Source organism: Moryella indoligenes (genome assembly GCF_030812885.1).
Classification (GTDB): domain Bacteria; phylum Bacillota; class Clostridia; order Lachnospirales; family Lachnospiraceae; genus Moryella; species Moryella indoligenes.
The window spans coordinates 21119-41730 of record NZ_JAUSTO010000004.1 but is presented as its reverse complement, the minus strand read 5'-3'; the positions used below and the strand labels follow the sequence as shown (position 1 = coordinate 41730).

21 protein-coding genes are annotated in these 20612 nt (G+C 55.6%); 13 read left to right on the top strand and 8 right to left on the bottom strand.

Features of this window, described 5'->3' with window-relative positions; translation table 11 throughout:
• Positions 1–21: 21 nt before the first annotated feature.
• Positions 22–825: a hypothetical protein gene (locus tag J2S20_RS04030; protein WP_307253451.1), complete on the bottom strand. Its 804-nt coding sequence runs from the start codon at positions 823–825 to the stop codon at positions 22–24.
• A 57-nt stretch (positions 826–882) separates the two neighbouring features.
• Positions 883–1335: an Lrp/AsnC family transcriptional regulator gene (locus J2S20_RS04025; RefSeq protein WP_307253448.1), complete on the bottom strand. Its 453-nt coding sequence runs from the start codon at positions 1333–1335 to the stop codon at positions 883–885.
• Between the two features lie 328 nt (positions 1336–1663).
• Here J2S20_RS04025 and J2S20_RS04020 point away from each other — a divergent pair, with 328 nt between their 5' ends.
• The 11 genes from J2S20_RS04020 (at position 1664) to ptsP (ending at position 12690) form a co-directional block, all read left to right on the top strand.
• Entirely contained in the window at positions 1664–2284 is a 621-nt protein-coding gene (locus tag J2S20_RS04020; protein WP_307253446.1) for a HutD family protein, read from the top strand.
• 396 nt (positions 2285–2680) lie between these two features.
• Entirely contained in the window at positions 2681–3331 is a 651-nt protein-coding gene (gene rbr / locus J2S20_RS04015; RefSeq protein WP_106611256.1) for a rubrerythrin, read from the top strand.
• A gap of 35 nt (positions 3332–3366) precedes the next feature.
• On the top strand, positions 3367–3879 hold the full coding sequence (locus J2S20_RS04010) for a ferritin (protein WP_307253443.1): 513 nt from the start codon (positions 3367–3369) through the stop codon (positions 3877–3879).
• Positions 3880–4004: 125 nt separating this feature from the next.
• Complete coding sequence (locus J2S20_RS04005) at positions 4005–4379, top strand: desulfoferrodoxin family protein (protein WP_106611258.1); 375 nt, start codon at positions 4005–4007, stop codon at positions 4377–4379.
• Between the two features lie 3 nt (positions 4380–4382).
• Positions 4383–4991 (top strand): flavin reductase, encoded by a 609-nt coding sequence (locus tag J2S20_RS04000; RefSeq protein WP_307253440.1) that lies wholly within the window; start codon positions 4383–4385, stop codon positions 4989–4991.
• A gap of 144 nt (positions 4992–5135) precedes the next feature.
• Positions 5136–6245 (top strand): extracellular solute-binding protein, encoded by a 1110-nt coding sequence (locus J2S20_RS03995; RefSeq protein ID WP_307253437.1) that lies wholly within the window; start codon positions 5136–5138, stop codon positions 6243–6245.
• Entirely contained in the window at positions 6242–8101 is a 1860-nt protein-coding gene (locus J2S20_RS03990) for a sensor histidine kinase (RefSeq protein WP_307253435.1), read from the top strand. Before J2S20_RS03995 ends, J2S20_RS03990 begins: the two co-directional genes overlap by 4 nt.
• A complete protein-coding gene (locus tag J2S20_RS03985; protein WP_307253433.1) occupies positions 8079–8828 on the top strand; it encodes a response regulator transcription factor in 750 nt (249 codons plus the stop codon). Before J2S20_RS03990 ends, J2S20_RS03985 begins: the two co-directional genes overlap by 23 nt.
• 65 nt (positions 8829–8893) lie before the next feature.
• Entirely contained in the window at positions 8894–9535 is a 642-nt protein-coding gene (locus tag J2S20_RS03980; protein WP_307253430.1) for an HAD family hydrolase, read from the top strand.
• 2 nt (positions 9536–9537) lie between these two features.
• Positions 9538–11010 (top strand): MATE family efflux transporter, encoded by a 1473-nt coding sequence (locus J2S20_RS03975; RefSeq protein WP_307253428.1) that lies wholly within the window; start codon positions 9538–9540, stop codon positions 11008–11010.
• A gap of 54 nt (positions 11011–11064) precedes the next feature.
• Positions 11065–12690 (top strand): phosphoenolpyruvate--protein phosphotransferase, encoded by a 1626-nt coding sequence (gene ptsP / locus J2S20_RS03970; protein WP_307253426.1) that lies wholly within the window; start codon positions 11065–11067, stop codon positions 12688–12690.
• Between the two features lie 81 nt (positions 12691–12771).
• Here the strand turns inward: ptsP and J2S20_RS03965 are convergent, their stop codons facing one another.
• Genes J2S20_RS03965 through citD form a run of 5 tightly spaced genes read right to left on the bottom strand, consistent with a single transcriptional unit; the run spans position 12772 to position 16954 of the window.
• The gene (locus J2S20_RS03965; RefSeq protein WP_307253424.1) at positions 12772–13731 is read right to left on the bottom strand and encodes a triphosphoribosyl-dephospho-CoA synthase; all 960 of its coding nucleotides are present in this window, start codon (positions 13729–13731) and stop codon (positions 12772–12774) included.
• Positions 13617–14183 (bottom strand): citrate lyase holo-[acyl-carrier protein] synthase, encoded by a 567-nt coding sequence (gene citX / locus J2S20_RS03960; RefSeq protein WP_307253421.1) that lies wholly within the window; start codon positions 14181–14183, stop codon positions 13617–13619. The genes J2S20_RS03965 and citX overlap by 115 nt, the downstream gene beginning before the upstream one ends.
• Positions 14184–14191: 8 nt before the next feature.
• Positions 14192–15754, bottom strand: a complete 1563-nt coding sequence (citF, locus tag J2S20_RS03955; protein ID WP_307253419.1) for a citrate lyase subunit alpha — start codon at positions 15752–15754, stop codon at positions 14192–14194.
• A gap of 1 nt (position 15755) precedes the next feature.
• Positions 15756–16658 (bottom strand): aldolase/citrate lyase family protein, encoded by a 903-nt coding sequence (locus J2S20_RS03950; RefSeq protein ID WP_307253417.1) that lies wholly within the window; start codon positions 16656–16658, stop codon positions 15756–15758.
• Positions 16655–16954: a citrate lyase acyl carrier protein gene (gene citD / locus J2S20_RS03945; protein WP_307253415.1), complete on the bottom strand. Its 300-nt coding sequence runs from the start codon at positions 16952–16954 to the stop codon at positions 16655–16657. The genes J2S20_RS03950 and citD overlap by 4 nt, the downstream gene beginning before the upstream one ends.
• A 107-nt stretch (positions 16955–17061) precedes the next feature.
• On the opposite strand from citD, the gene J2S20_RS03940 reads away from it, so the two are divergent.
• Positions 17062–17982 carry a LysR family transcriptional regulator gene (locus J2S20_RS03940; protein ID WP_307253413.1) on the top strand — a complete coding sequence of 307 codons (921 nt, stop codon included), beginning with the start codon at positions 17062–17064 and terminating at the stop codon, positions 17980–17982.
• Between the two features lie 63 nt (positions 17983–18045).
• On the opposite strand, the gene J2S20_RS03935 is transcribed toward J2S20_RS03940, so the two are convergent.
• The gene (locus J2S20_RS03935; protein WP_307253410.1) at positions 18046–19413 is read right to left on the bottom strand and encodes a CitMHS family transporter; all 1368 of its coding nucleotides are present in this window, start codon (positions 19411–19413) and stop codon (positions 18046–18048) included.
• Positions 19414–19639: 226 nt separating this feature from the next.
• On the opposite strand from J2S20_RS03935, the gene J2S20_RS03930 reads away from it, so the two are divergent.
• Positions 19640–20482 (top strand): CvfB family protein, encoded by an 843-nt coding sequence (locus J2S20_RS03930; RefSeq protein ID WP_307253408.1) that lies wholly within the window; start codon positions 19640–19642, stop codon positions 20480–20482.
• The last annotated feature ends 130 nt before the right edge of the window (positions 20483–20612 follow it).

Sequence of the window (20612 nt, the reverse complement as noted above, 5' to 3'; positions counted from 1 at the left end):
CCGCTATGCTGGTGTGTAAGCTCAGATTGTGAGCTGTACTGTGACGCGAGGTTCCAGTGTGACGGGACCGGAAAGCTGCGCAGAGAGAACTTTCCCGCCCTGTTTTTTCAGCTCAGCACAGAGGACGCCGCCGGGCTGGCGGAGTGAGAGGCAGAATGCGTCATCACTTGTCTTTTGGGCACGCACCACTGCGCAGGCGAGAGTCCCGCTGCCGCAGCTGCTCTCCCAGATCATGGTGCCGGTCTCGCGTACCCATACGCAGGGAACCATAGAGCTGTCGTTTAAAAACATGACGCCGACAGCATCAACCGCTCCCAGAGCCCGGACTGCCTCAATTGCGTGTTCAGCGAGTTTCTGTTCCGCTTTCCGGTTTTCTATGATTACATGGGTGATGCCTTCAAATTCAACTGCGGGCAGGGTGAGCTGACCGCTGTTCTTTTCCGGAATTGCAATGCTTCGCAGTGCGCGGGGCAGGGGCATGCAAACTGCCGCGCCCTCGGTCCGGAGGGACACGGTGAGCGGGTGATCGCAGCCAGATATTTCGATCTCGACGGTATCGCCGTCCTTCAGTCCCCTCTCTCTTCCGAGCAGCAGGCCAAAGCTTCGGCTTGCGTTGCCGCAGAATTCCCCTCCGCTCATCACAAGCCGTCCGGCTGCGCCCCGAAGCGGGGGACATAGAAAGCCTGCCTGTTCCGCCTGCAGGGAGGGGACGGAGAGCAGCGCCGCGCCGATGGGGGCGTAATATTCCGGTGCTACCGGAGTCTCCACAAAAGCAGTGCGGTTTCCGGCGGGATCCGCCATGATGATATCCAGAGTGAATTCCATGGTCAGCACTCCTTTCCTGTCTCGTGAAAAGTACGGTTTAAACCTGCCCGGCCTGTTTCAATTCTCTTCCGTTTCCCGCTGTGGAAAATGCTTGCGGGTGAAATAGGTCGAAAGCACAACTGAGGTGTTGGAGAGACCGTATTTTCGGATCTGCTCCAGCAGGTGATCGAGGGCGCTGGAGTTTGCAACGCGTATCTTTAAGAGCACATTGTTGTAGCCGACGATGTGGTGGTGCTCCGTGATGGAGGGCTCATCAAGGCAGAAGCGGCAGAAGTGCTCATATTCTCTGGGGGGGACATTGACCTGCACAAAGGCCGTGATATTGTTCCCGAGGAGCGATTCGTTGATCTGTGCGTGAAAACCCTCTATGACACCGGATTCCTTCAGCCTGTGAATGCGCTCTGCGACAGCCGGGGCGGTGAGCCCGACGCTTTTGCCGAGGTCCCGAGTTGAGATTTTGCAGTTTTCCTGAAGGAGGTTGATGATTTTCAGATCGGTATTATCCATCATTGGACCGCCTTTCCGTATATAAATATGCACATATATCTCATGATTTATGCGCTGAAAGTCGATTATACGCTGTGCCTTCACTCGGCTGCAAACAGACTTGCGTGAGGCGGCACTTTTGAAAGTTTTTATGATTACGCGTTGATTCTATTATAACCCATTTTTTGCCTGCGCGGTAAAAATCCGTTCACAGGAACTTTCCATTGCGTGTTATACTCTGAATAGGGTACTGCGCGGAAAATGCAGACGGAGCGCGCATTTTGCCGGCGGGAAAAAGTGTTTCCGGAAGTATGCAGCAGAGCGGAAGAAAAAAGGACGTGTGGAGGAGAAAATGAAGAATTACACAGCGGAATTACTGCACAGAGAGGATTACAGCGTCACAAACTGGAGCGGCGGGACGACGACAGAGCTCGCAATTGCGCCGAGAGGCAGTATCTATGCGGAGCGAAACTTTCTCTGGAGACTCAGCTCCGCGACAGTTGATGTCGAGGAGAGCAATTTTACAGCACTTCCGGATTACAATCGCATTATCATGACCCTGCAGGGAGGGATACGCCTGAGACATAACGGCGGAGAGTGGATCAGTCTTCCTGAGTTTGAGACGCACGACTTTGACGGTGGGGATGAGACCGTCAGTGTGGGCAAGGTTGTGGATTTTAATCTGATGCTGCGGAAGGGGAAATGTGAGGGCTTTGTGCTTCCGCTTCTTCTTAAGGAAGGGGAGGCTGCTGCACTCAGCGAACAGCTTATGAAGGCTATTCCGGAGGCAGAAGAGCTTCTTCTGTACTGCCCGCGCGGAGTGGTGGAGATTGTGGCTTCCGACGGGGCTTCATGGAGACTCTCAGCCGGGGATACGCTGCGGCTCTCCGGAGAACTTCAGGGGCAGAGCTTTACGGCAAAAGCGGAGGAAGCGGCGGCACTCGTTGGCTCCGCAGTGCGCAGCGCGGGCTGAGATTTGTCAGCCGCTGCCGGCATTACCCGTGTCATTTGAGGTAGTGAGTTCAAAACATACCGATTTTGTGGGGAGTTGTTGCCATTGTAACAGCTTTCCTTTTTGTGTTGTCCTATGCTTTCAGCTGTAAGGGTTCTGTTTTAGCGAAAGAAGGTGGCACAAGGCTATAAGAGCAAGAGACTTCGTTAGGGAAGAGAATTTTGGAATTGCGGGCATTGGCTCGGTTGAGGACAATATGAAGCTCTTGCAGATTTAATCAGTGCTGCCTAAGAAAGTGTAGCTGAGGATGGATTGTTTTTGCTTCAGGGAAGTGGTACAGTAACCTTGTATGTATATAGACAGGCATCACAGATATCTGCCGGATAAGGGCGGGTACGCATAGAAGGAGGTAAGCGCGTGGCAAAGTGGAAATGTAAGGTTTGCGGATACATCTATGAGGGAGAGAAGCTTCCGGAGGATTTTGTATGTCCCAAGTGCAAGCAGCCGGCATCTGCTTTTGAGAAGGTAAAGTTACATCCCTATGAGGGAACACAGACCGAAAAAAATCTTCAGGCTGCGTTTGCAGGGGAGTCACAGGCGCGCAATAAGTATACCTATTTCGCATCTGTTGCGAAAAAGGAGGGCTATGAGCAGATCGCCTCTCTCTTCTTAAAGACCGCGGACAATGAGAAGGAGCACGCAAAGCTCTGGTTCAAGGAGCTGAAGGGCATCGGCAATACAGCGGAGAACCTGCTGCATGCGGCAGAGGGCGAGAATTACGAGTGGACAGATATGTATGAGGGCTTTGCGAAGACCGCCGAGGAGGAGGGCTTTAAGGAGCTCGCAGAAAAGTTCCGTCTGGTGGCAGCAATTGAGAAGCACCACGAGGAGCGCTACAGAGCTCTGCTGAAGAATGTGGAGATGGCACAGGTCTTTGCCAGAAGTGAGGTCAAGGTGTGGGAGTGCCGCAACTGCGGACACATCGTTGTCGGCACCGCGGCTCCGGAGGTATGTCCCACCTGCAACCACCCGCAGAGCTATTTCGAGATTCATCTGGAAAATTACTAATCACAGTATTCACGTTATTTCAGGAAAGGCACAAAATGTTAAACCCAAAGCTAAGTGAGCTGATCAACGCGCAGGTTACAAAGGAGTTTTACTCTGCGTATCTCTATCTGGACTTTGCCAATTATTACTATGAGCAGGGACTGGATGGCTTCGCAAACTGGTATGATATTCAGGCGCAGGAGGAGCGGGATCACGCGATGCTGATGCGTGCATATCTCCACAACAACGGCGCAGAGGTGAAGTTCGGTGTGATTGATCAGCCGAATATGAAGTATGAGGACACTGCCGCGCCGCTGAAGGCTTCTCTGAAGCATGAGAATTACATTACTGCGGAGATCAATAAGATCTACCGCGCGGCAGATGATATCAATGACTACCGCACCATGCAGTTTTTTGACTGGTTCATCAAGGAGCAGGGCGAGGAAGAGAAGAATGCGGAGGATATGATCCGCAAGTATGAGCTCTTCGGAAAGGATCCGAAGGGATTGTATGCACTGAATCAGGAGCTGGCGGCCCGCGTCTATGCCGCACCGAGTCTTGTGATCTGAGCAGGGATTCGGAGTCAGGCGGGCGCTGTTGGTGGGACTGATATCGCCCGGCAGAATCTGAGGAAGCTTCCTCAGGCATTTCAATATAAAATGCGGCTGAGACCGCGTAAAAGAAGGAGAAAATTATGAAGTTCTACAGAAGTTCCCATTGTGGCAATATTGTTACGTTTCTTCAGGACTCGGGTGTCAGCGTAGAGTGCTGCGGCGAGAAGATGGGCGAGCTCACGGCAAACACCACGGATGCCGCGCAGGAGAAGCACGTTCCTGTTGTTGCCTTAGAGGGCAGCAAGGTCACAGTGAAGGTCGGAAGCGTTGCACACCCGATGCTTGAGGAGCACTCCATTCAGTGGATCGTGCTTGAGACGAAGCAGGGCTATCAGACCAAGTTCCTGAAGCCGGGAGAGGCTCCGGAGGCAGTCTTTTGCGTAGCAGAGGGTGATGCTCCGGTTGCAGCTTATGAGTACTGCAACCTGCACGGTCTCTGGAAGGCGGAAATCTGAGCTATGGAAGATCGAGTGATGCAAAAGCTCTCCTACGGGTTGTTTGTACTGACGGCACGGGATGGAGAGAAGGATAACGGATGCATAACCAATACTTTTATTCAGGTGGCGAGCACACCGAATACGGTGTCCTTTGCGATCAATAAGCAGAACTACACGCACGATATGATCATGAAGACGAAGGTCTTCAACATCTCTGTTCTCAGCGAGAGCGCAAGCTTTGATATCTTCCGCCGCTTTGGATTCCAGTCCGGCAGAGATGTCAATAAGTTTGAAGATTTTCTGTGCAAGCGCGCAGAAAATGGCGTTGCATATCTGGACAGCAGCGATACCAATGCGTATTTCTCCGGCAGAGTGCTTCAGACCATAGATCTGGGCAGCCACACTCTGTTTATTGCGGAGGTGACAGATGGTGCATGGCTCTCTGACACACCCTCTGCGACCTATGCCTACTACTTTGCGCACATCAAGCCGAAGCCGGAGGCAAAGCCCGCAGAAAAGAAGGGCTGGATCTGCACGATCTGCGGATATATCTACGAGGGAGATCCGCTCCCGGCAGATTTTGAGTGTCCGGTATGCCATCATCCGGCATCGGATTTCAGAAAGCTGTAAGACGGAGCAGAGTGTTTTTACTGTCTCCGTGCCAGCTGAAATTTCAATAAAAGCTATGTGAACCAGAGCTCCGGAACTTCGGTTTCGGAGCTCTGTTTTAAAGGGAATGATGTTATAATAAAATAGAAATTGCGGGAGGGATAGATGGAGAGAGCAGAGAGACAGAGGAAGAAGCGTTGCAGCAGCATTCTGGTAAAGATGTGGCTCTCTGTTTTATTGCTCATGCTGCTCTCTGCCTGCGGGAAAAGAGAAGGGATTTTAGAGACAGAGCTTCTGCCTTCCGAGGAGCAGCGCCTTGTGATCTATACCTCGCATAAGCGGGAGGTATGGTGGCCGATCGTCAAGGAATTTGAGGAGCGCAGCGGCATTTGGACGGAGGTCACAGAGGGAGGAAGCAACGAGCTCCTGAAGCGGATTGCGGAGGAGAGTGGACAGCCGAAGGCGGACCTCATGTTTGGGGGCGGTGTGGATACCCTTCAGTCCAGCAGAGAGCTCTTTGCGCCCTGCGAGCCTCTGGGACTCTCCGGCATCGCGCCGGAATTTCGAGATCCGAATGGCTACTGGACAGCATTTTCTGCACTTCCTGTGGTTCTGATCTATAACACGAAGCTATTGGAGCCGGGTCAGCTGAGGGGCTGGGAAGATCTCATGCGTCCAATGTTCCAGGGGAAGCTCGCGTTTGCGGATCCGGCGAAATCCGGCTCTAATTTCACTGCACTTGTGACGCTCTGCCGGGTGCTTGCGAAGCAGCCGGGCCCGGATGGAGAGCGAGAGGTGCTGAAGGAGTTTGCGGCGCAGCTGGGCGGTGTGCTTCTGGACAATTCCGGAGATGTGATGAGCACTGTGGCGGACGGAAAAGCACTTGCAGGAATCACTCTGGAGGAGAGTGCTCTGAAGGGAATTGCCGCGGGAAAGAATATTGCACTGGTTTATCCTGCGGAGGGAACCAGTGTGATTCCGGACGGGAGTGCTGTGCTGTGCGGTGCGCGGCACAGAGAAAATGCCGAGAGGTTTCTGGAATTTGTGAGCGGAGAGGATGTACAGCGGCTTTTACAGAGAAGGCTCTGCCGGCGTTCTGTGCGAAAAGATGCAGCCAGGCTTCTGGAACAGGCAGAGGGAGGAGCAGCATTTCCCGCGTTGCAGGAGCTTCATCCTATCAATTATGACCTGGAAGAGATCAGCATGGAACGGGATGCGCTGCTCATGAGCTGGGAGTTCTATTTCGGAACACCGGAGGAGGAGGCAGGGCAGTGAAAACCAGATTTCGCGCGTCCTTTCGTCTGCGTCTGTTCGCGGCGATGCTCTGCGTGTCGCTGATTCCGCTTTCCCTTGCGCTGATCGTGATGAGCGGAGCCTTTCGCAGCCGTCAGCGGCTTCAGTCAGAGCAGGAGGCGGCCCGGGAGCTTCAGGGAATTGTGGAGCGGCTCAATACAGTGCATGAGGGGTTTTCTGAGGCGGCAGAGCTGCTCGCGTCCTCCTCGCTGGTCAGAGAGGCATTGGGGGGAGAGGCTGTCAGCACAACGGCAGTAAATGCGACGCTTTATTCTGCGACGGAGAATCTCAGGAAGGCTGCATATTTTGAGCTCTGTGACAGCGAGGGAAGACGCAGATTTTCCACGCTGAACCGTCCGGGAAGAGAGCCGCTTTCGGTGGATTGGGGTGTGCTGAAGGAGGCGGGACTGCAGGAGGGGCTGGTCTACAGTACCACGGAGGACAGCGCTGACAGCAGTGTGCCGCTGATGCGAGGCGCGCTTGCGCTTCGGAAAGAAGACTCCGGAGAGATCCTTGGATATGTCGTGATGGAGCAGTACAGGGAGCATTTTCAGGAGCTTCTGGAGGGAAGCTATGGCGCACAGAATGCCCTGCTGCTGCTCAGCAGCTACTGGCGCCCAGTCTACTGTGCGGACCCTACCCTGCTGCTTGGCCCGGCACAGCGTCTGCGGGAGCACTTGCTCTCGGATGGGCAGCTTCCGAGAGGCGGCGAGGACAGTGAGGTGATCTACAGCGTCTCGCCGCAGACGGCGAGCGGACTGTATGCGGTACTGCGGCGCCCAAATGTTTTTACGCGGGGCACAGATATCCTGCTGCTGAGTATTGCAGTGCTCTCGATACTGCTGGGGTTTCTTGTCTCCCTCATCATGAGCTATCATCTGAGTCGACAGCTGGTACGGCCGATAGACCGTCTGCACAGCGCGATGCGGGAGGTCACACTGGACAGATTGGATACCCGGGTTGAGGAGGGAGAGGATGAGCTCGGAGAACTGGCGGGCCGCTTCAATCTCATGATACAGGCGCTGCGGGAGAACCGGGAGGCGCTGTTTCAGAATCAGGCGCGGCTTGTGCAGAACCAGCGGGAGCTGAATGAGGCGGAGATTCGCATGCTGCAGGCACAGCTGAACCCTCACTTCCTGTGCAACACGCTGGACACAATGAAGTGGATGGGGAAGATACACAGAATTCCGCAGATTGCATTGATGTCTACGGATCTCGCGGATATCCTGCGCTTTGCGATCTCCCCGGAAGAGTTCGTGAGTCTGAAGCGGGAGGCAGAGGTTCTGGAGCGTTACCTTGAAATTCAGCAGATACGGCATTCCGGAAAACTTTCGTTTGCGCTCGATATTCCGCCGGAGTTGGAGCCTTTGCCCGTGCCGAAGATGCTGCTGCAGCCGCTGGTGGAGAATGCGATCCTACACGGACTCGACGGCATCAGCGAGGGAGCGGTGAGCGTCAGAGCGCGGAAAATGACAGCGGAGGCAGCTGTGGAGCTGTGCATGGCGGAGAATATCACAAAAAGCGCAGCCACCTTCTGCGCAGATGGAACTGACCGCATAGAGGAAAGCGGCAGAGAGATTCTCTGTATCACGGTGGAGGACAATGGCTGTGGACTTCCGGAGGAGCTGTGCGGGCCGTACAGGGCCCCGGAGGGAGAAGCGGCGCGGCATCACCTGGGGCTTTACAATGTTGATACAATTTTAAAGAAGCATTACGGAGAGCGGTATGGACTCTGGCTCCGGAATCGGAGCGGGAAGCCGGGAGCTGTGGTGATAGCGCTGCTTCCGCTGGGCAGCCGTGAGGAGGTGCGTCAGGATGCGCAGGGTACTGATTGTTGAAGATGAGGAGATGATACGCAGGGGCATCGTGTTCACAGTGGACTGGGCATCACTGGACTGCGTGGTGGTCGGAGAGGCCGCCAATGGTGAGGAGGGGCTGGAGGCAGAGGAGAGGCTGAGACCGGAGCTCATCGTCACAGATCTGAAGATGCCAAAGCTCGACGGAATCGGCATGCTCACGCGTCTCAGGGAGCGCGGCTGCGCCGCGCAGGTTATCATACTTACAGCCTATGACAGCTTTCAGTATGCGCAGAGCGCGCTGCGTCTCGGCGCGGTGGATTTTCTGCTGAAGCCCTTTCGCGACGGCGAGCTGGAGGAGGCAGTGCTGCGGCTCAGAAAAAAGGAACCGTCGGAGCCTGCGCTACAGGGAGAGGACTGGCTGCCGGAGCTGGGGGCGTCCGGTATGAGCCGCCATGTGGTTCGCGCGGTAGATTATATTGCTGCGCATTACGCAGAGGTACAGCTCAGCGTCGGCATCATTGCGGAGGCACTCGGAATCAGCGAAGGGCATCTGAGCCATATTTTTAAGAAGGAGACGGGACTCACGCTGCTCGCCTATCTGACACGCTACCGGATGCGGAGAGCGATAGAGCTTCTGAAGAGCGGAGACTACCGGGTCTATGAGGTTGCGGAGCAGAGCGGTTACCGCGATATCGCGTACTTTTCTGCGAGCTTCAGACGCATTACGGGAAGGACCCCGAGCGAATATCTGGATGCGGATGTTTAGCTGCGGGGGTATAATGGAGGAGTCATATCCGGAGCCTTAACAAGTTTGTGAAAGGATACAGAAGTATGCTGAAAAATATTATTTTTGATGTGGGCGATGTTCTGCTTGAGTATCGCTGGCCGGAGGCGCTGATGGCTCTCGGTCTTCCCGAACAGGAGGCGCGGACACTGGGACGGCGCATGGTGCATGATCCGATCTGGACTATGATGGATTACGGGGTCATGACGCCCCTGGAGGTGGCGGAGAAGATGCGTCTTGTCTATCCGGAGCAGGGGGATAAGATAAAGTGGATGATGGAACATCCGGAGACACTCTATGTACCGCGCCCGGAGATATGGGAGAGGGTGCATAAGCTGAAGAAGCAGGGCTACAGGCTCTTCATTCTCTCAAATTACGGGAAGGAAATGTGGGAGGCGCACGCGGCATTTCAGCCCTTTATGCAGGACATGGACGGCGCTGTGATATCTTACCGCATGCACCTCTTAAAGCCCAACAGAGACATCTATGAATATCTTCTGGATACCTATGCGCTGAAGCCGGAGGAGAGCCTGTTTTTTGATGATCGCAGGGTGAATACGGACGGCGCAAGGAGTGCCGGGATTCCGTCTGTGACTGTGCGCTCCAGAGAGTTTCTGCGGGAGACTCTGGATCGCATTCTTGCTGAGGGTGAAGATGGCGTGCCGGAAGAGGCGGCAGAGGGGGTCTGAGTATGGCCGGTATACTGCAGCACGGGCACGGCGCCAATTACGAGATCGATATGGTGCATGGGCCGATGCTCGGAAAGATTCTGCTGTTTTCTCTGCCTCTGATGCTCTCCGGGGTGCTGCAGCTGCTTTTTAATGCTGCGGATATTATCGTGGTGGGACGTTTTACCGGTCCGGCCTCTATCGCGGCGGTGGGCTCGACGACAGCAATTGTGAATCTGATGATCAGCATTTTCATGGGGCTGTCTGTCGGCGTCAATGTGCTGATTGCGCAGTATTACGGCGCGGGAGATGAGAGAAACAGCCGGGAGACCGTTCAGACTGCAGTGGTGCTCTCTCTGCTCGCGGGCTTTATTCTCGCGACACTGGGTTTTCTTCTGGCGCATCCGGTGCTTGCGCTTATGGGAACGCCGGGGGATGTGATCGGTCTTGCAGCACGTTATCTGAGAATCTATTTTCTCGGAATGCCGGTTATTATGCTTTATAATTTTGGAAGTGCTGTGCTTCGCGGTGTCGGAGATACCAGAAGACCGCTGCTCTACCTGAGTATTGCCGGTGCGATGAATGTTGTTCTGAATCTGATTTTTGTCATTGTGTTCAGGCTCGGTGTCGCAGGAGTGGCGCTCGCGACCATACTGTCACAGGTGGTGTCCGCAGCGCTGGTGCTGCGCTGTCTTATGCATTACGAAGGAGCCATTCAGCTTACGCTCTGTACTTCAGCAGAGAAACAGGCTGAGGGGATTCTGCGTCGCTTTCTGCGGACGGTCCGGGAGCTGCTGTTTGTCAACCCGCGGAGGCTTGCGGCAATATTTCGCATCGGCTTTCCGGCAGGTCTGCAGACAGCTCTCTTCAGCATTTCCAATGTGATGATCCAGTCCTCGGTGAATACCTTTGGTTCCACTGTGATGGCGGGAAACGCGGCGGCGCAGAATCTGGAGGGATTTGTGTATCTTGCTATGAACGCGCTGATGCAGACGAGCGTCACCTTTATCTCTGCGAATTACGGCGCGAGGGACAGAAGGCGCGTGAACCGGGCGCTCTTTTCCTGCCTGGCGGTGGTTCTGGTGGTGGGGCTCATCACCGGAGAGGGCGTCTACGCACTTGGACGTCCGCTGCTCTCTGTGTATACAAATGATGCGGCGACGATCGAGTACGGCATGGCACGAATGTCCGTGATATGCACGACCTATTTTCTCTGCGGGCTGATGGACACCTCCACCGGAGGACTGAGAGGACTTGGATACTCCTTTCTCTCTATGCTTGTATCCTTCATCGGTTCCTGTCTGCTGAGAATTGTGTGGATTATGACAGTCTTTCGGGCTGAGCCCACGCAGTTTATTCTCTATATTTCCTACCCGATTTCGTGGGCCCTGACGGCGGCAGTACAGCTGATCTGCTTTCTGATCGTGCAGAAAAGGGCGTTTGCGCGCTTTGGGACCGGAGAAGAAGCGGATCACAGAGCAGCGATATCTTCATGACAGCGTGGAGATGGCGTGGATCTACAAGGGCGAGCGGAGAGAGCGGAGGTTGGAATGCGGATTGCAGACGGAAAGAGTATTCTGAACGGAATTGCCATCGGAAAGCTGCGAATCTACAGGGGTTGTGGATTCAGGCTTTCTTTGGAGCGTGGAGTCTCTCCGAGGGAGGAGACAGCGCGCTTTGAGCTTGCGCTACAGCGGGTGATCTTACAGCAGCGTGCGCTGGCGGCAGAGACTAGGGAGCGGTTTGGCGAGGCGGAGGCTGCGATTTTTGAGGTTCATACCATGATACTGGAGGATGCACTGCTGACGGACAGCGTGCGTGCCTGTCTCCGCGAGGAGGGATGCAGTGCGGAGAAGGCGGTCTGTACGGCCTGTGGGCGTCAGGCGCAGACCTTTCTTGATATGGATGATCCTTATATGCAGGCGCGCGCAGCGGATATTCACGATATCAGACAGGCCCTGCTGGATGCTCTGGCGGGGAATGCCGTTGAGCTGCCGGAGGAGACCGAGCCTGTGATACTGGTTGCAGAGGAGCTGACGCCCTCGGAGATCATGCGGCTAGGCAAGGGGAAGCTCTGCGGCATCATCACCCGCGAAGGCTCCTGTAACAGCCACAGTGCGATTCTGGCGCGCAGCATGAATCTTCCGGCGTTGGTACAGTGCGCGGAAATTGATGAGAGCTGGGAGGGCAGGTCTGCGATTCTCGACGGGGAGCAGGGGCGCGTCTATATCGATCCAGAGCCGGAGCTGCTCCGGTGTTATGAGGCGCGGATAGAACAGGAAAGAGAGGCAGATGAGAGGCTCAGGACCCTGAAGGGAAAGGCGAGTGTCACGCGGGATGGACGCCAAGTCACTTTGCTGGCAAATATTGGCGGGCCGGAGGATATTCCGGCTCTGCTTCAGAATGACGCGGAGGGCGTCGGACTGCTGCGCTCGGAATTTCTGTATCTGGGTCGAAGTGAGGCCCCCTCAGAGGAGGAGCAGCTCGCGGCCTATCGCGAGGTGCTGGATGCAATGAGGGGCAGGAGAGTTGTGATCCGCACCTGCGATATCGGCGCAGACAAGCAGCTCTCCTATCTTCCCGCAGAGAAGGAGGACAATCCGGCGCTGGGCTGTCGCGCGATACGCTTCTGTTTCCGGCACAGGGAGCTGTTTCGGACTCAGCTCCGCGCACTGCTTCGCGCCTCGGTCTACGGCAGGCTGGCGGTGATGTTTCCTATGATCATCTCCCCGGCGGAGCTGCGTGAGGCGAAGCGCATGCTTCAATCCTGCAGGGAGGAGCTGGAGGCTGAGGGTGTGTGTGCGGTTGAGCCTCAGATCGGAATTATGATTGAGACACCGGCGGCGGCACTCTGTGCGGAGGAGCTCGCCGCAGAGTGTGAGTTCTTTTCCATCGGTACCAATGATCTGACGCAGTATCTGCTGGCACTGGATCGGCAGAATGCAGCGCTTGAGTGTTTTCTGGATCCACATCACCCGGCTCTGCTTCGGGCAGTTGAGATGACGGCGAAGGCCGGGCGAAAGCGAGGCATTGAGGTCGGAATCTGCGGAGAGCTCGCCGCGGACCTGAGTCTCACAGAGCGCTTTCTTCGTATGGGTATCAGTGTGCTGTCTGTGAACCCCCAAAATATCCTGCCGCTTCGACAGAAAATACGAGGGCTGTGGCTTACGGACTGAGCTGCAGTTTTTTCTGATATAGAGGAGCAGAGGACTCCCGCCGGTGACGGGAGTCCTCTGCTGTGAGTTGTTGAAAAAATGTTAAATATGTTCAAGGGCACAGAGAAAGAGCGCTGCTGCGAGTATGTCTGCTGCGCCGCCGGGACTGAGCTTTTTTCTGATGCAGTCACAGTTCAGCTGCTTCAGAGCTCTCATACCTGCCTCGGAGGAGGCTCCGCCGAGGGAGAGTATGCGTCGGCTCTCCTCCCGCAGCCAGAGAAGATCCCTGTGACTTCCTCTGCTCAGAATGTTGGTGTCGTTCAGATAGAGCAGAATGTGCAGAAGGGTGTCGAGCCGGGCTGCGTCCGGAGAGAGCTTAGCGCTCAGCGCCGCGCGGAGAGCCGGAATGGCGTGCCGCGTAAGGGTAGGGAAGCCTTCTGCGGCCTCTCCGCGGATGCCGCATTCTCCATGGAGAAGAAAGAGCCGCTCACCGTGGCTCAGCTCCGGGCTGTCCTTGGAGAGCTGTCTCATACGGGTGAATTCTGCTTTCATGGAGGGAGCCGCGATCTTCTGTGCCTCAGAGAGTATCTCTGCGGCATTCAGCTGTGCGGTGCTCCGGCGGAGACGTCCGGCGGAGGCAGAGAGCAGACCCAGCGTAAAGATTGCTCCCTTGTGGGTATTGACCCCTCCGGTCGCGCGGAACATGGCCTGTTCTGCAGCGCCTCCGCTGCGGCGAAGCAGGGGAAAGAGCTTTTCTGCACTGCCCTCATAGTGATAGCCAAGCTCTGCCATTTCCCGAAGAAAGGGAGTTATGGCAGCGGTGCTGAGGAGAAAAGTCCGGACATCCATATCGCTGTGTGCGCCGTTGTCAAAGCGATCCACAAGTCCTGGTTTCGGTGCGGTGAAAACCTCCTCAAGCATTGCCTGTGCGGCGGCGTTTTCAAGTCTCAGAAAAAATGCAGCTCGTCTTCTATGATCTTCAGCACCTCCTGCTGCAGCGCCGGAAGCTCGTGTGCCCGGCTCCTGCCGCAGATGCGCGCGTCCCTTCCGCAGAGAAGACACCTTCGCGGGGGAAGCCCCAGCGTCTTGCGGCTCTCCTTCCTGCCGTCTCTATCCAGAATGTCGATGTCAAACAATCGTCCCAGTCGATCCGCTTCCTCGATTCCGGTGCAGATGCGCTTCAGCGCGGCGGCGCTCCCCGATACGGCGGCATAGTATTCATAACCGCTCTTTGCTTCGCTGTACTCCTCGTGAAGAATGTGAAGGGAGGTCTTCGCGTCGTTTTCTGTACCGGAAGCAAGGGCACGCCGTATGCGCTTTACACCTTCACAGAATGCGGCGTGTATCGGTTCCCCGCTCTTTACGGGGCCGGGGATATTCATGGTGAAACAGATCAGCGGGCTGTGATATTCCGAGAGCAGGGCTTTCTGCCGCTCCGCGCGCTGTTCTCTGGCGGATAGCATATCGTAGACGGATACCGAAGCCGCCGCCTCTCTGTGCTCTGCATTGTTCATAATCGTCCTCAGTCCCTGAACCGGAAGGGGCGGATCTCACGGACTACATCCATGATGCTGCCGTCTCTTGCCTCTATGATACCGACCACGCGATCGCCGAACTGTACCTTTTCGGGGACGCCTGCAATGCTGTAGGCGATATCGCGCAGCTCTTCAATGCTCTTTAAGGGAAGGCCCGCATTCTTTACTGCTTCCATGAGGTCTGCTCTCCGTGGATTGATGGCGATGCCGTAGTCTGTGATGACGACATCGACATCCTCGCCCGGTGTGGTCACTGTGGTGACATCTGAGCAGATGGTCGGAATGCGTCCCTGAAGGATGGGGGCAATCACGATGGTGCATTTTGCCCCGGCAGCAGTGTCGGGATGACCGCCCTGCGCACCGGTGATGATGCCGTCAGAGCCCACAACGACATTGCAGTTGAAGTGCGTATCGACCTCGAGTGCCGCCAGAATGACAAAATCCAGCTTGTTGACATAGGCACCCTTATTGAAGGGATCCGCATATTCGCCGGCCGTGATGTAGAAGTGGTTTGGATTCGTCGCTGCGCTGTTGATCGCGTACTCATCGAAGTCCTGCGTATCCACCAGCTTGTGAATGAGGCCTTCCTCCAGTAATTCGCACATCGGCTTTGCGATGCCGCCGACTCCGAAGCTCATATGAATGCCGCGCTCCCGCATGATCCTTGCGAGAGAGATGGTGGAGGCGATGGAGGCGCCGCCCACTCCGGTCTGGTAGGAGAAGCCCTCCTTGAAGTAGGGAGTATTCACCACAAAATCTGTGCAGTACTGCGCCATGAGGAGCTTTCTCTGGTCAGAGGTCGGCTTCGCCGCGCCGGTGGCAATCTTCTTCGGATCGCCGATCTCATCGACCACGACCACATAGTCCACATAGATCTGGCTGATCTGCGCGGGCAGGTTCGGGAAGGGGACGAGGCAGTCGGTGACAGCGACGACTTTATCCGCGAACTGTGCATCTACCGCCGCGTAGGACAGAACTCCGCAGTTTGCCTTGCCGCCGTTTGCGGAGAGATTGCCGTATTCATCTGCGGTCGGTGCGCCGATAAAGGCGATATCTACCTTTGTCTCTCCGGACTCAATGGCACGCACCCTGCCGCCGTGGGAGCGCATGATGGCGAGTCCCTTGAGACGCCCCTCCGAGATTGCACGGCCTATCTCCCCGCGCACGCCGGAGGACTGGATATTTGTGATTGTGCCGTCGTCCAGCATGGAGACGATTTCATCGTTCTGGCTCCCGAGAGAGGAGGCGCAGATGGTGAGATCTCTGATGCCCATGCGATGCACCTCCTGCATGACAAGATTCAGCACCTTGTCGCCGTTGCGGAAGTGATGGTGAAAGCCCAGGGTCATGCCATCGCGGATGCCGCATTTTAAAAGTACTTCCCGGATCGAAGCGACGCGCTTGTCGCCATCGGAGTTGATGACACAGCGGGTTTTGGGGCCGACCTTCCGGAATTCCTTTCCATCACAGCTGTGCGTGCCGCGGAAAGGCTCCTTACCTGTGAGACGTAAAATTTCTTCTGGTATTTCTCTTCCAACTGCGTTTTGCATATTACAGCTCCCCTCTGTATACGCCGGATGCTTTGGCGAGTGATATGGTTCTCCTGGCTCCATCGTAGAAGGCGATGTCGATCATCTTTCCGTCCACTGTGAACACGCCTATGCCCTGCGCCTTCTTGGTATCGATCTCCCGGATTACCTTTTCTGCAAATATGATGTCCTTCATGCTGGGCGTGAAAACCTCGTGCACGATGGGAATCTGGCGGGGGTTGATGATGGACTTCCCGTCAAAGCCCATCTGCCTGATGGTTTCGACCTCCTTCCGGAAGTCGTCCATGTCCTGAAGATTAGTCCAGACAGTGTCAAAGCACTGCACGCCGGCTGCGCGCGCGGCGATGATCATCTGCTGTCTGGCGCCCATCAGCTCGACGCCGGTTCCGGTGATGACAGTCTGCAGGTCCTTGGTGTAGTCGCCGCCGGATAGCGCAATTCCGATCATACGATCGGAGGAGGTGCAGACCTCGTAGGCATTCATGACGCCGCGCGCGGATTCCAGCGCAGCCATGAGCAGAGTGGAGCCCACGGGACGCTCAAATTCCTGCTCCGCCCGGAGTACGGCTTCTTCAACCGTCCTCACCATCTCTGCGCTCTCGGTCTTTGGAATGCGCAGCACCTCTGCGCCGCCCGCGACGGAGCAGCGGATATCCTCGCGCCAGAGATCTGTGTCCAGCCCGTTGATGCGGACCACCTTCTCACAGCCGCGGTAGTCAATTGTCTTCAGCGCATGATAGAGGGAGAAGCGGGCGGTATCCTTTGCGGTGACCGCCACTGCGTCCTCGAGATCCAGCATCAGGGAGTCGGCATTGTAGATATAGGGATCCTTGATGAGGGACGGCTTCTGCGCATTCAGAAACATCATGGAACGTCTCAGTCTTTTTTTGTTTGGATGGCTCATCTGATCGCACCTCCCCACGGAAGCTTGTCGTACTGCCCGACGGAGCGGAATACCGCGCCCTCGATTCTTGCGCGTATGGTGCAGTCCAGTGCACCCTTATCCACGATGGAGATGCGCACATTGCTGATGCCGAGATCATTCAGGGTATCGTAGGTCAGACTGCGGATCTGGTTTCCGTACTGGTGAATCACGACACTGTCCAGAGAGAAGTCAATGCCGCCGTCCCCCGGCTCCACCGTGACCTGGCAGTCGCTGGATTCCAGCGTTCCTGCCACTGCAGATTTTTTAATATCCATAGAAAAGCTCCTTTCCAATCCAATAGAATCAATGTTCCTGTGCTATACTGTATTCAAAGTGCCGGATGGCACGAAGCAGCTATATCGTTTTCCTTTTGGAGGCAGGCATGAACGATCGACAGATGAAGTATATGCTGACAATACTGCGGGAGGGCAGTATCAGCAGGGCTGCAGAGCTGCTGTATGTGTCGCAGCCGTCTCTGAGCCAGATGGTGCGTAAAGTCGAGGAGGAGCTGGGCGCTGAGCTCTTTGTCCGTCACACTACACCGATGGTGCTGACGCCGGAGGGGGAGTGTTATATGCAGGCAGCCCGTTCCATCCGGAGCATTCAAGAGAATCTGAGCCGAAAGCTGGATGAGATTCGCTCCGGAAGCAGAGGCGAGATATTGCTTGGTATTCCGGTGCAGCGCGCACTTGAGGTGGTGCCGCGTATTTTCCCATGGATGCAGGAGCATTATCCTGAGGTCAGAATCCGACTGACGGAGACAGGCTCGGACAGTCTGGAGTCTCTTCTCCTGAATCATCGTCTGGACATGGCCTGTCTCACAACCTCCGCAAAGGCCAATCCTCTGAACTATATTCTGATCGCCCAGGAGCAGATCATGCTGCTTGCCGGGAAGCACACGGCAATCGCAGGACGCATTCCGGGCGGAACAGAGATCGATATAGCAGAGGCCAGGGCGGAGCGTTTTATCCGCCTGAAGCCCGGGCACAGTACCCGGATTACAGAGGACAGGCTATTCGTTGACCGGCACATGTCTCCTGAGGTCCTGTTTGAGACGGAGAGCATTGAGGTCGCGAAGCGCTCTGTCGCACCGTGCCGGGCAGTCTTTCTGTGCCCGAAGAACTATCTTGACATATCGCCGGAGCTCTACCGGGACTGCGTGAGCTATCCGGTTTCCGGCATTGACCGCGAGCGGCATTTTTATATCTGCCACAGGCGGGACCGCTATCTTCCGCAGTATATGACGGCGCTCATCCGACTGCTGCAGCCGGAGTACCGGCCTGGTGAGGATGCGGTGCTGTGATTCCCATACGGGAACTTCCCTTGAAGTTCCTATGTTACAAGACATTCCGGAGCTATGCAGTGCTCACAGAGGAAGGATTCCGATCACAATGGCAAAGAGCATGCAGATCACAGAGAAGCCCCAAACATAGAAGAAGCTGGACTTGATGTGATCCTTGATATCGACCTCTGCAAGGCCTATGCCGAGCAGAGTAGCCGGAACCATGGGGCTGATGAAGGTTGCGCAGTTGCGGCAGACGACCATGGCGATGGCGATCGGGAGTGCAGAGATGCCGAAGCTCTCCCCGATGCCGATCATGACCGGGAGCATACCGTAGAAGTAGCTGTCCGTGTCGAAGGCCAGCGCGAGCGGTACAGAGAGGATACCGATGACCAGCGGCAGGTGCATGCCGAGTGCCGGTGGCAGCACCATGGTGATGAGATCTGCCATGCAGGAGACGACGCTTGCAACCTCGACTTCATTTACTGTGACATTTTTTACCAGAATACCCATGAGCACGGCTGCGCCCATCAAAGTGGTGCACATCATGAGAGCGGGACCGGCGTGGGAGTTGATGATCTTCTTCTGCATTTTGATCTCGCCGTAGTTCACGAGGATGGCGATGCCGACACCCAGCATGAAGGGGAAGTAGCTCGGGAAGACGTCCCAGATCAGGAGTGCAATGACGGCGATCGTGAGGCAGATGTTGAAGGCAAAGAGCTTCGGGCGGGCGAGCTCGTTGACAGTCTCTGCGCTGCTCTCGCTCTGTACTTCAGCTGCCTGCGATTCCTTTGCCAGTCTGCCGTTCAGGCCGGCGCCGCGCTTCTGCTCCTGTATTCCGGCGAGTACGGCATGCGCCAGCACCAGCACGATGCCAAAAAGCTGAATCGGGAGCAGCATATTCCAGAGACCGCCTGCTTCCATGCCGAGCACGGAGGCTGCGCGCATGGTCGGACCGGCCCAGGGCATGAGATTCAGAATGCCCATCGCGAGGACGGCGACGCGAAGCAGGGTGGTGGGGCGCATATGCATCTTCTTATACACAGGAAGCATGGACGGGACTACGATCAGAAAAGTAGAAGCGCCGCCGCCGTCCAGATGGCCGATGAGAGCGATGATCGCTGTCATCACGGTCACGCCGATCACGCTGTCTCCGACAAATTTCATCAGTTTACCGATGATCACATCGAACATCCCGGCGTCTGTCATAATGCCGAAGAACAGCACGCTGAAGACGAAGAGCGCTGCGGTGGGGCCCGTGCTCTTGAAGCCGGCCTTAATCAGGGAGGCTATGTCATCAAAGCTGTAGTAGCCGCCCAGCACCAGAATCAGCGCCAGAACAGACGGGAAGAGGATGAAGGCGATGCTGGGAAGGGTCCTGCTCTTGAATAGCGTGACAACAATGGCAATAATACATAAAAAACCCAAAATACCGACAACTACCTGATTCATTGCACCTCTCCTTTTGTATGAGAAATAAAGTTGTATAGTTACAATATATAAAGCTTCGTCCCACAGTTCAAATATCTTTTTATATTTTGGACCATAGGTATTTACCTATGGCAGAGAAAGGCGCAAAGTATCCCTTGTGTGCGGCAGAAGCATTGCCGGTCCGCCGTGAAGCTGTTATACTGCGCTCAGATAGGGGACTTAAGTCTCGTCGGGAAGGAAAGAAAATATGAAGCTTGGAAAAATTCAGACATTGCGCATCGTCCGCTTTCGCGATTTCGGGGCTTATCTGGCAGAGAGCGACGCGCCGGATGCCGACTCTGTGCTGCTGCCGAAAAAGCAGCTGCCGGAGGGCGCGAAGGTGGGGGATGAGCTCACCGTCTTCCTATATAAAGACAGTGCCGGCCGTCCAATTGCGACGATAAAGAAGCCGCTGCTCACGGTGGGTGAGACGGGGAAGCTCACAATCCGGGAAATTACGCAGATCGGCGCTTTTCTGGACATCGGTCTGGAGCGTGATGTGCTGCTGCCCTTCCGGGAGCGGGAAGGGGAGATCAAGCCGGGGCAGAGCGTTCTGGCTGCGCTCTATGTGGACCACAGCGGACGTCTTGCGGCAACCATGCGCGTCTATCCGTATCTCAGAGCGGCGGAATCGTATCGGACGGATGATGTTGTGCAGGGTACGGTGTATGAGATTCGCGATATGGGAGTTTTTGTGGCGGTGGATGACCGTTACTTCGGACTGATTCCGAGGAGTGAGGTCTATGAGCATTTTTCCATAGGCCAGGAGATCAGCGCACGGGTCATGCGTGTCCGCGAGGACGGTAAGCTGGACCTGAGTCCCAGAAAAAAGGCCTTTCAGCAGATGGGAGATGATGCCGAGCGGATCATGGAGGCACTTGCGGCAGCGGGCGGAACGCTTCCCTACGGGGATGGAAGCGATCCGGAGAAGATACGCGAGGTGTTCGGCATCTCAAAAAGCGCCTTCAAGCGCGCGCTGGGGCGTCTGCTGCGGGAAGGGAAAATTTTGCTCACAGCAGAGGGGATTGAGCAGAAGTTCAGCACAAAATAACCAACATTTTAAAAAAGAAATGTGAAATATGCACAGAAAAAAAGCTGCTTTTTCAACAAGCCGCTTGAAATTCTTGTGATAGTGCCTTACAATGCTCTAAAGAGACCAAAATTCAAACTGGAGAGAGTTG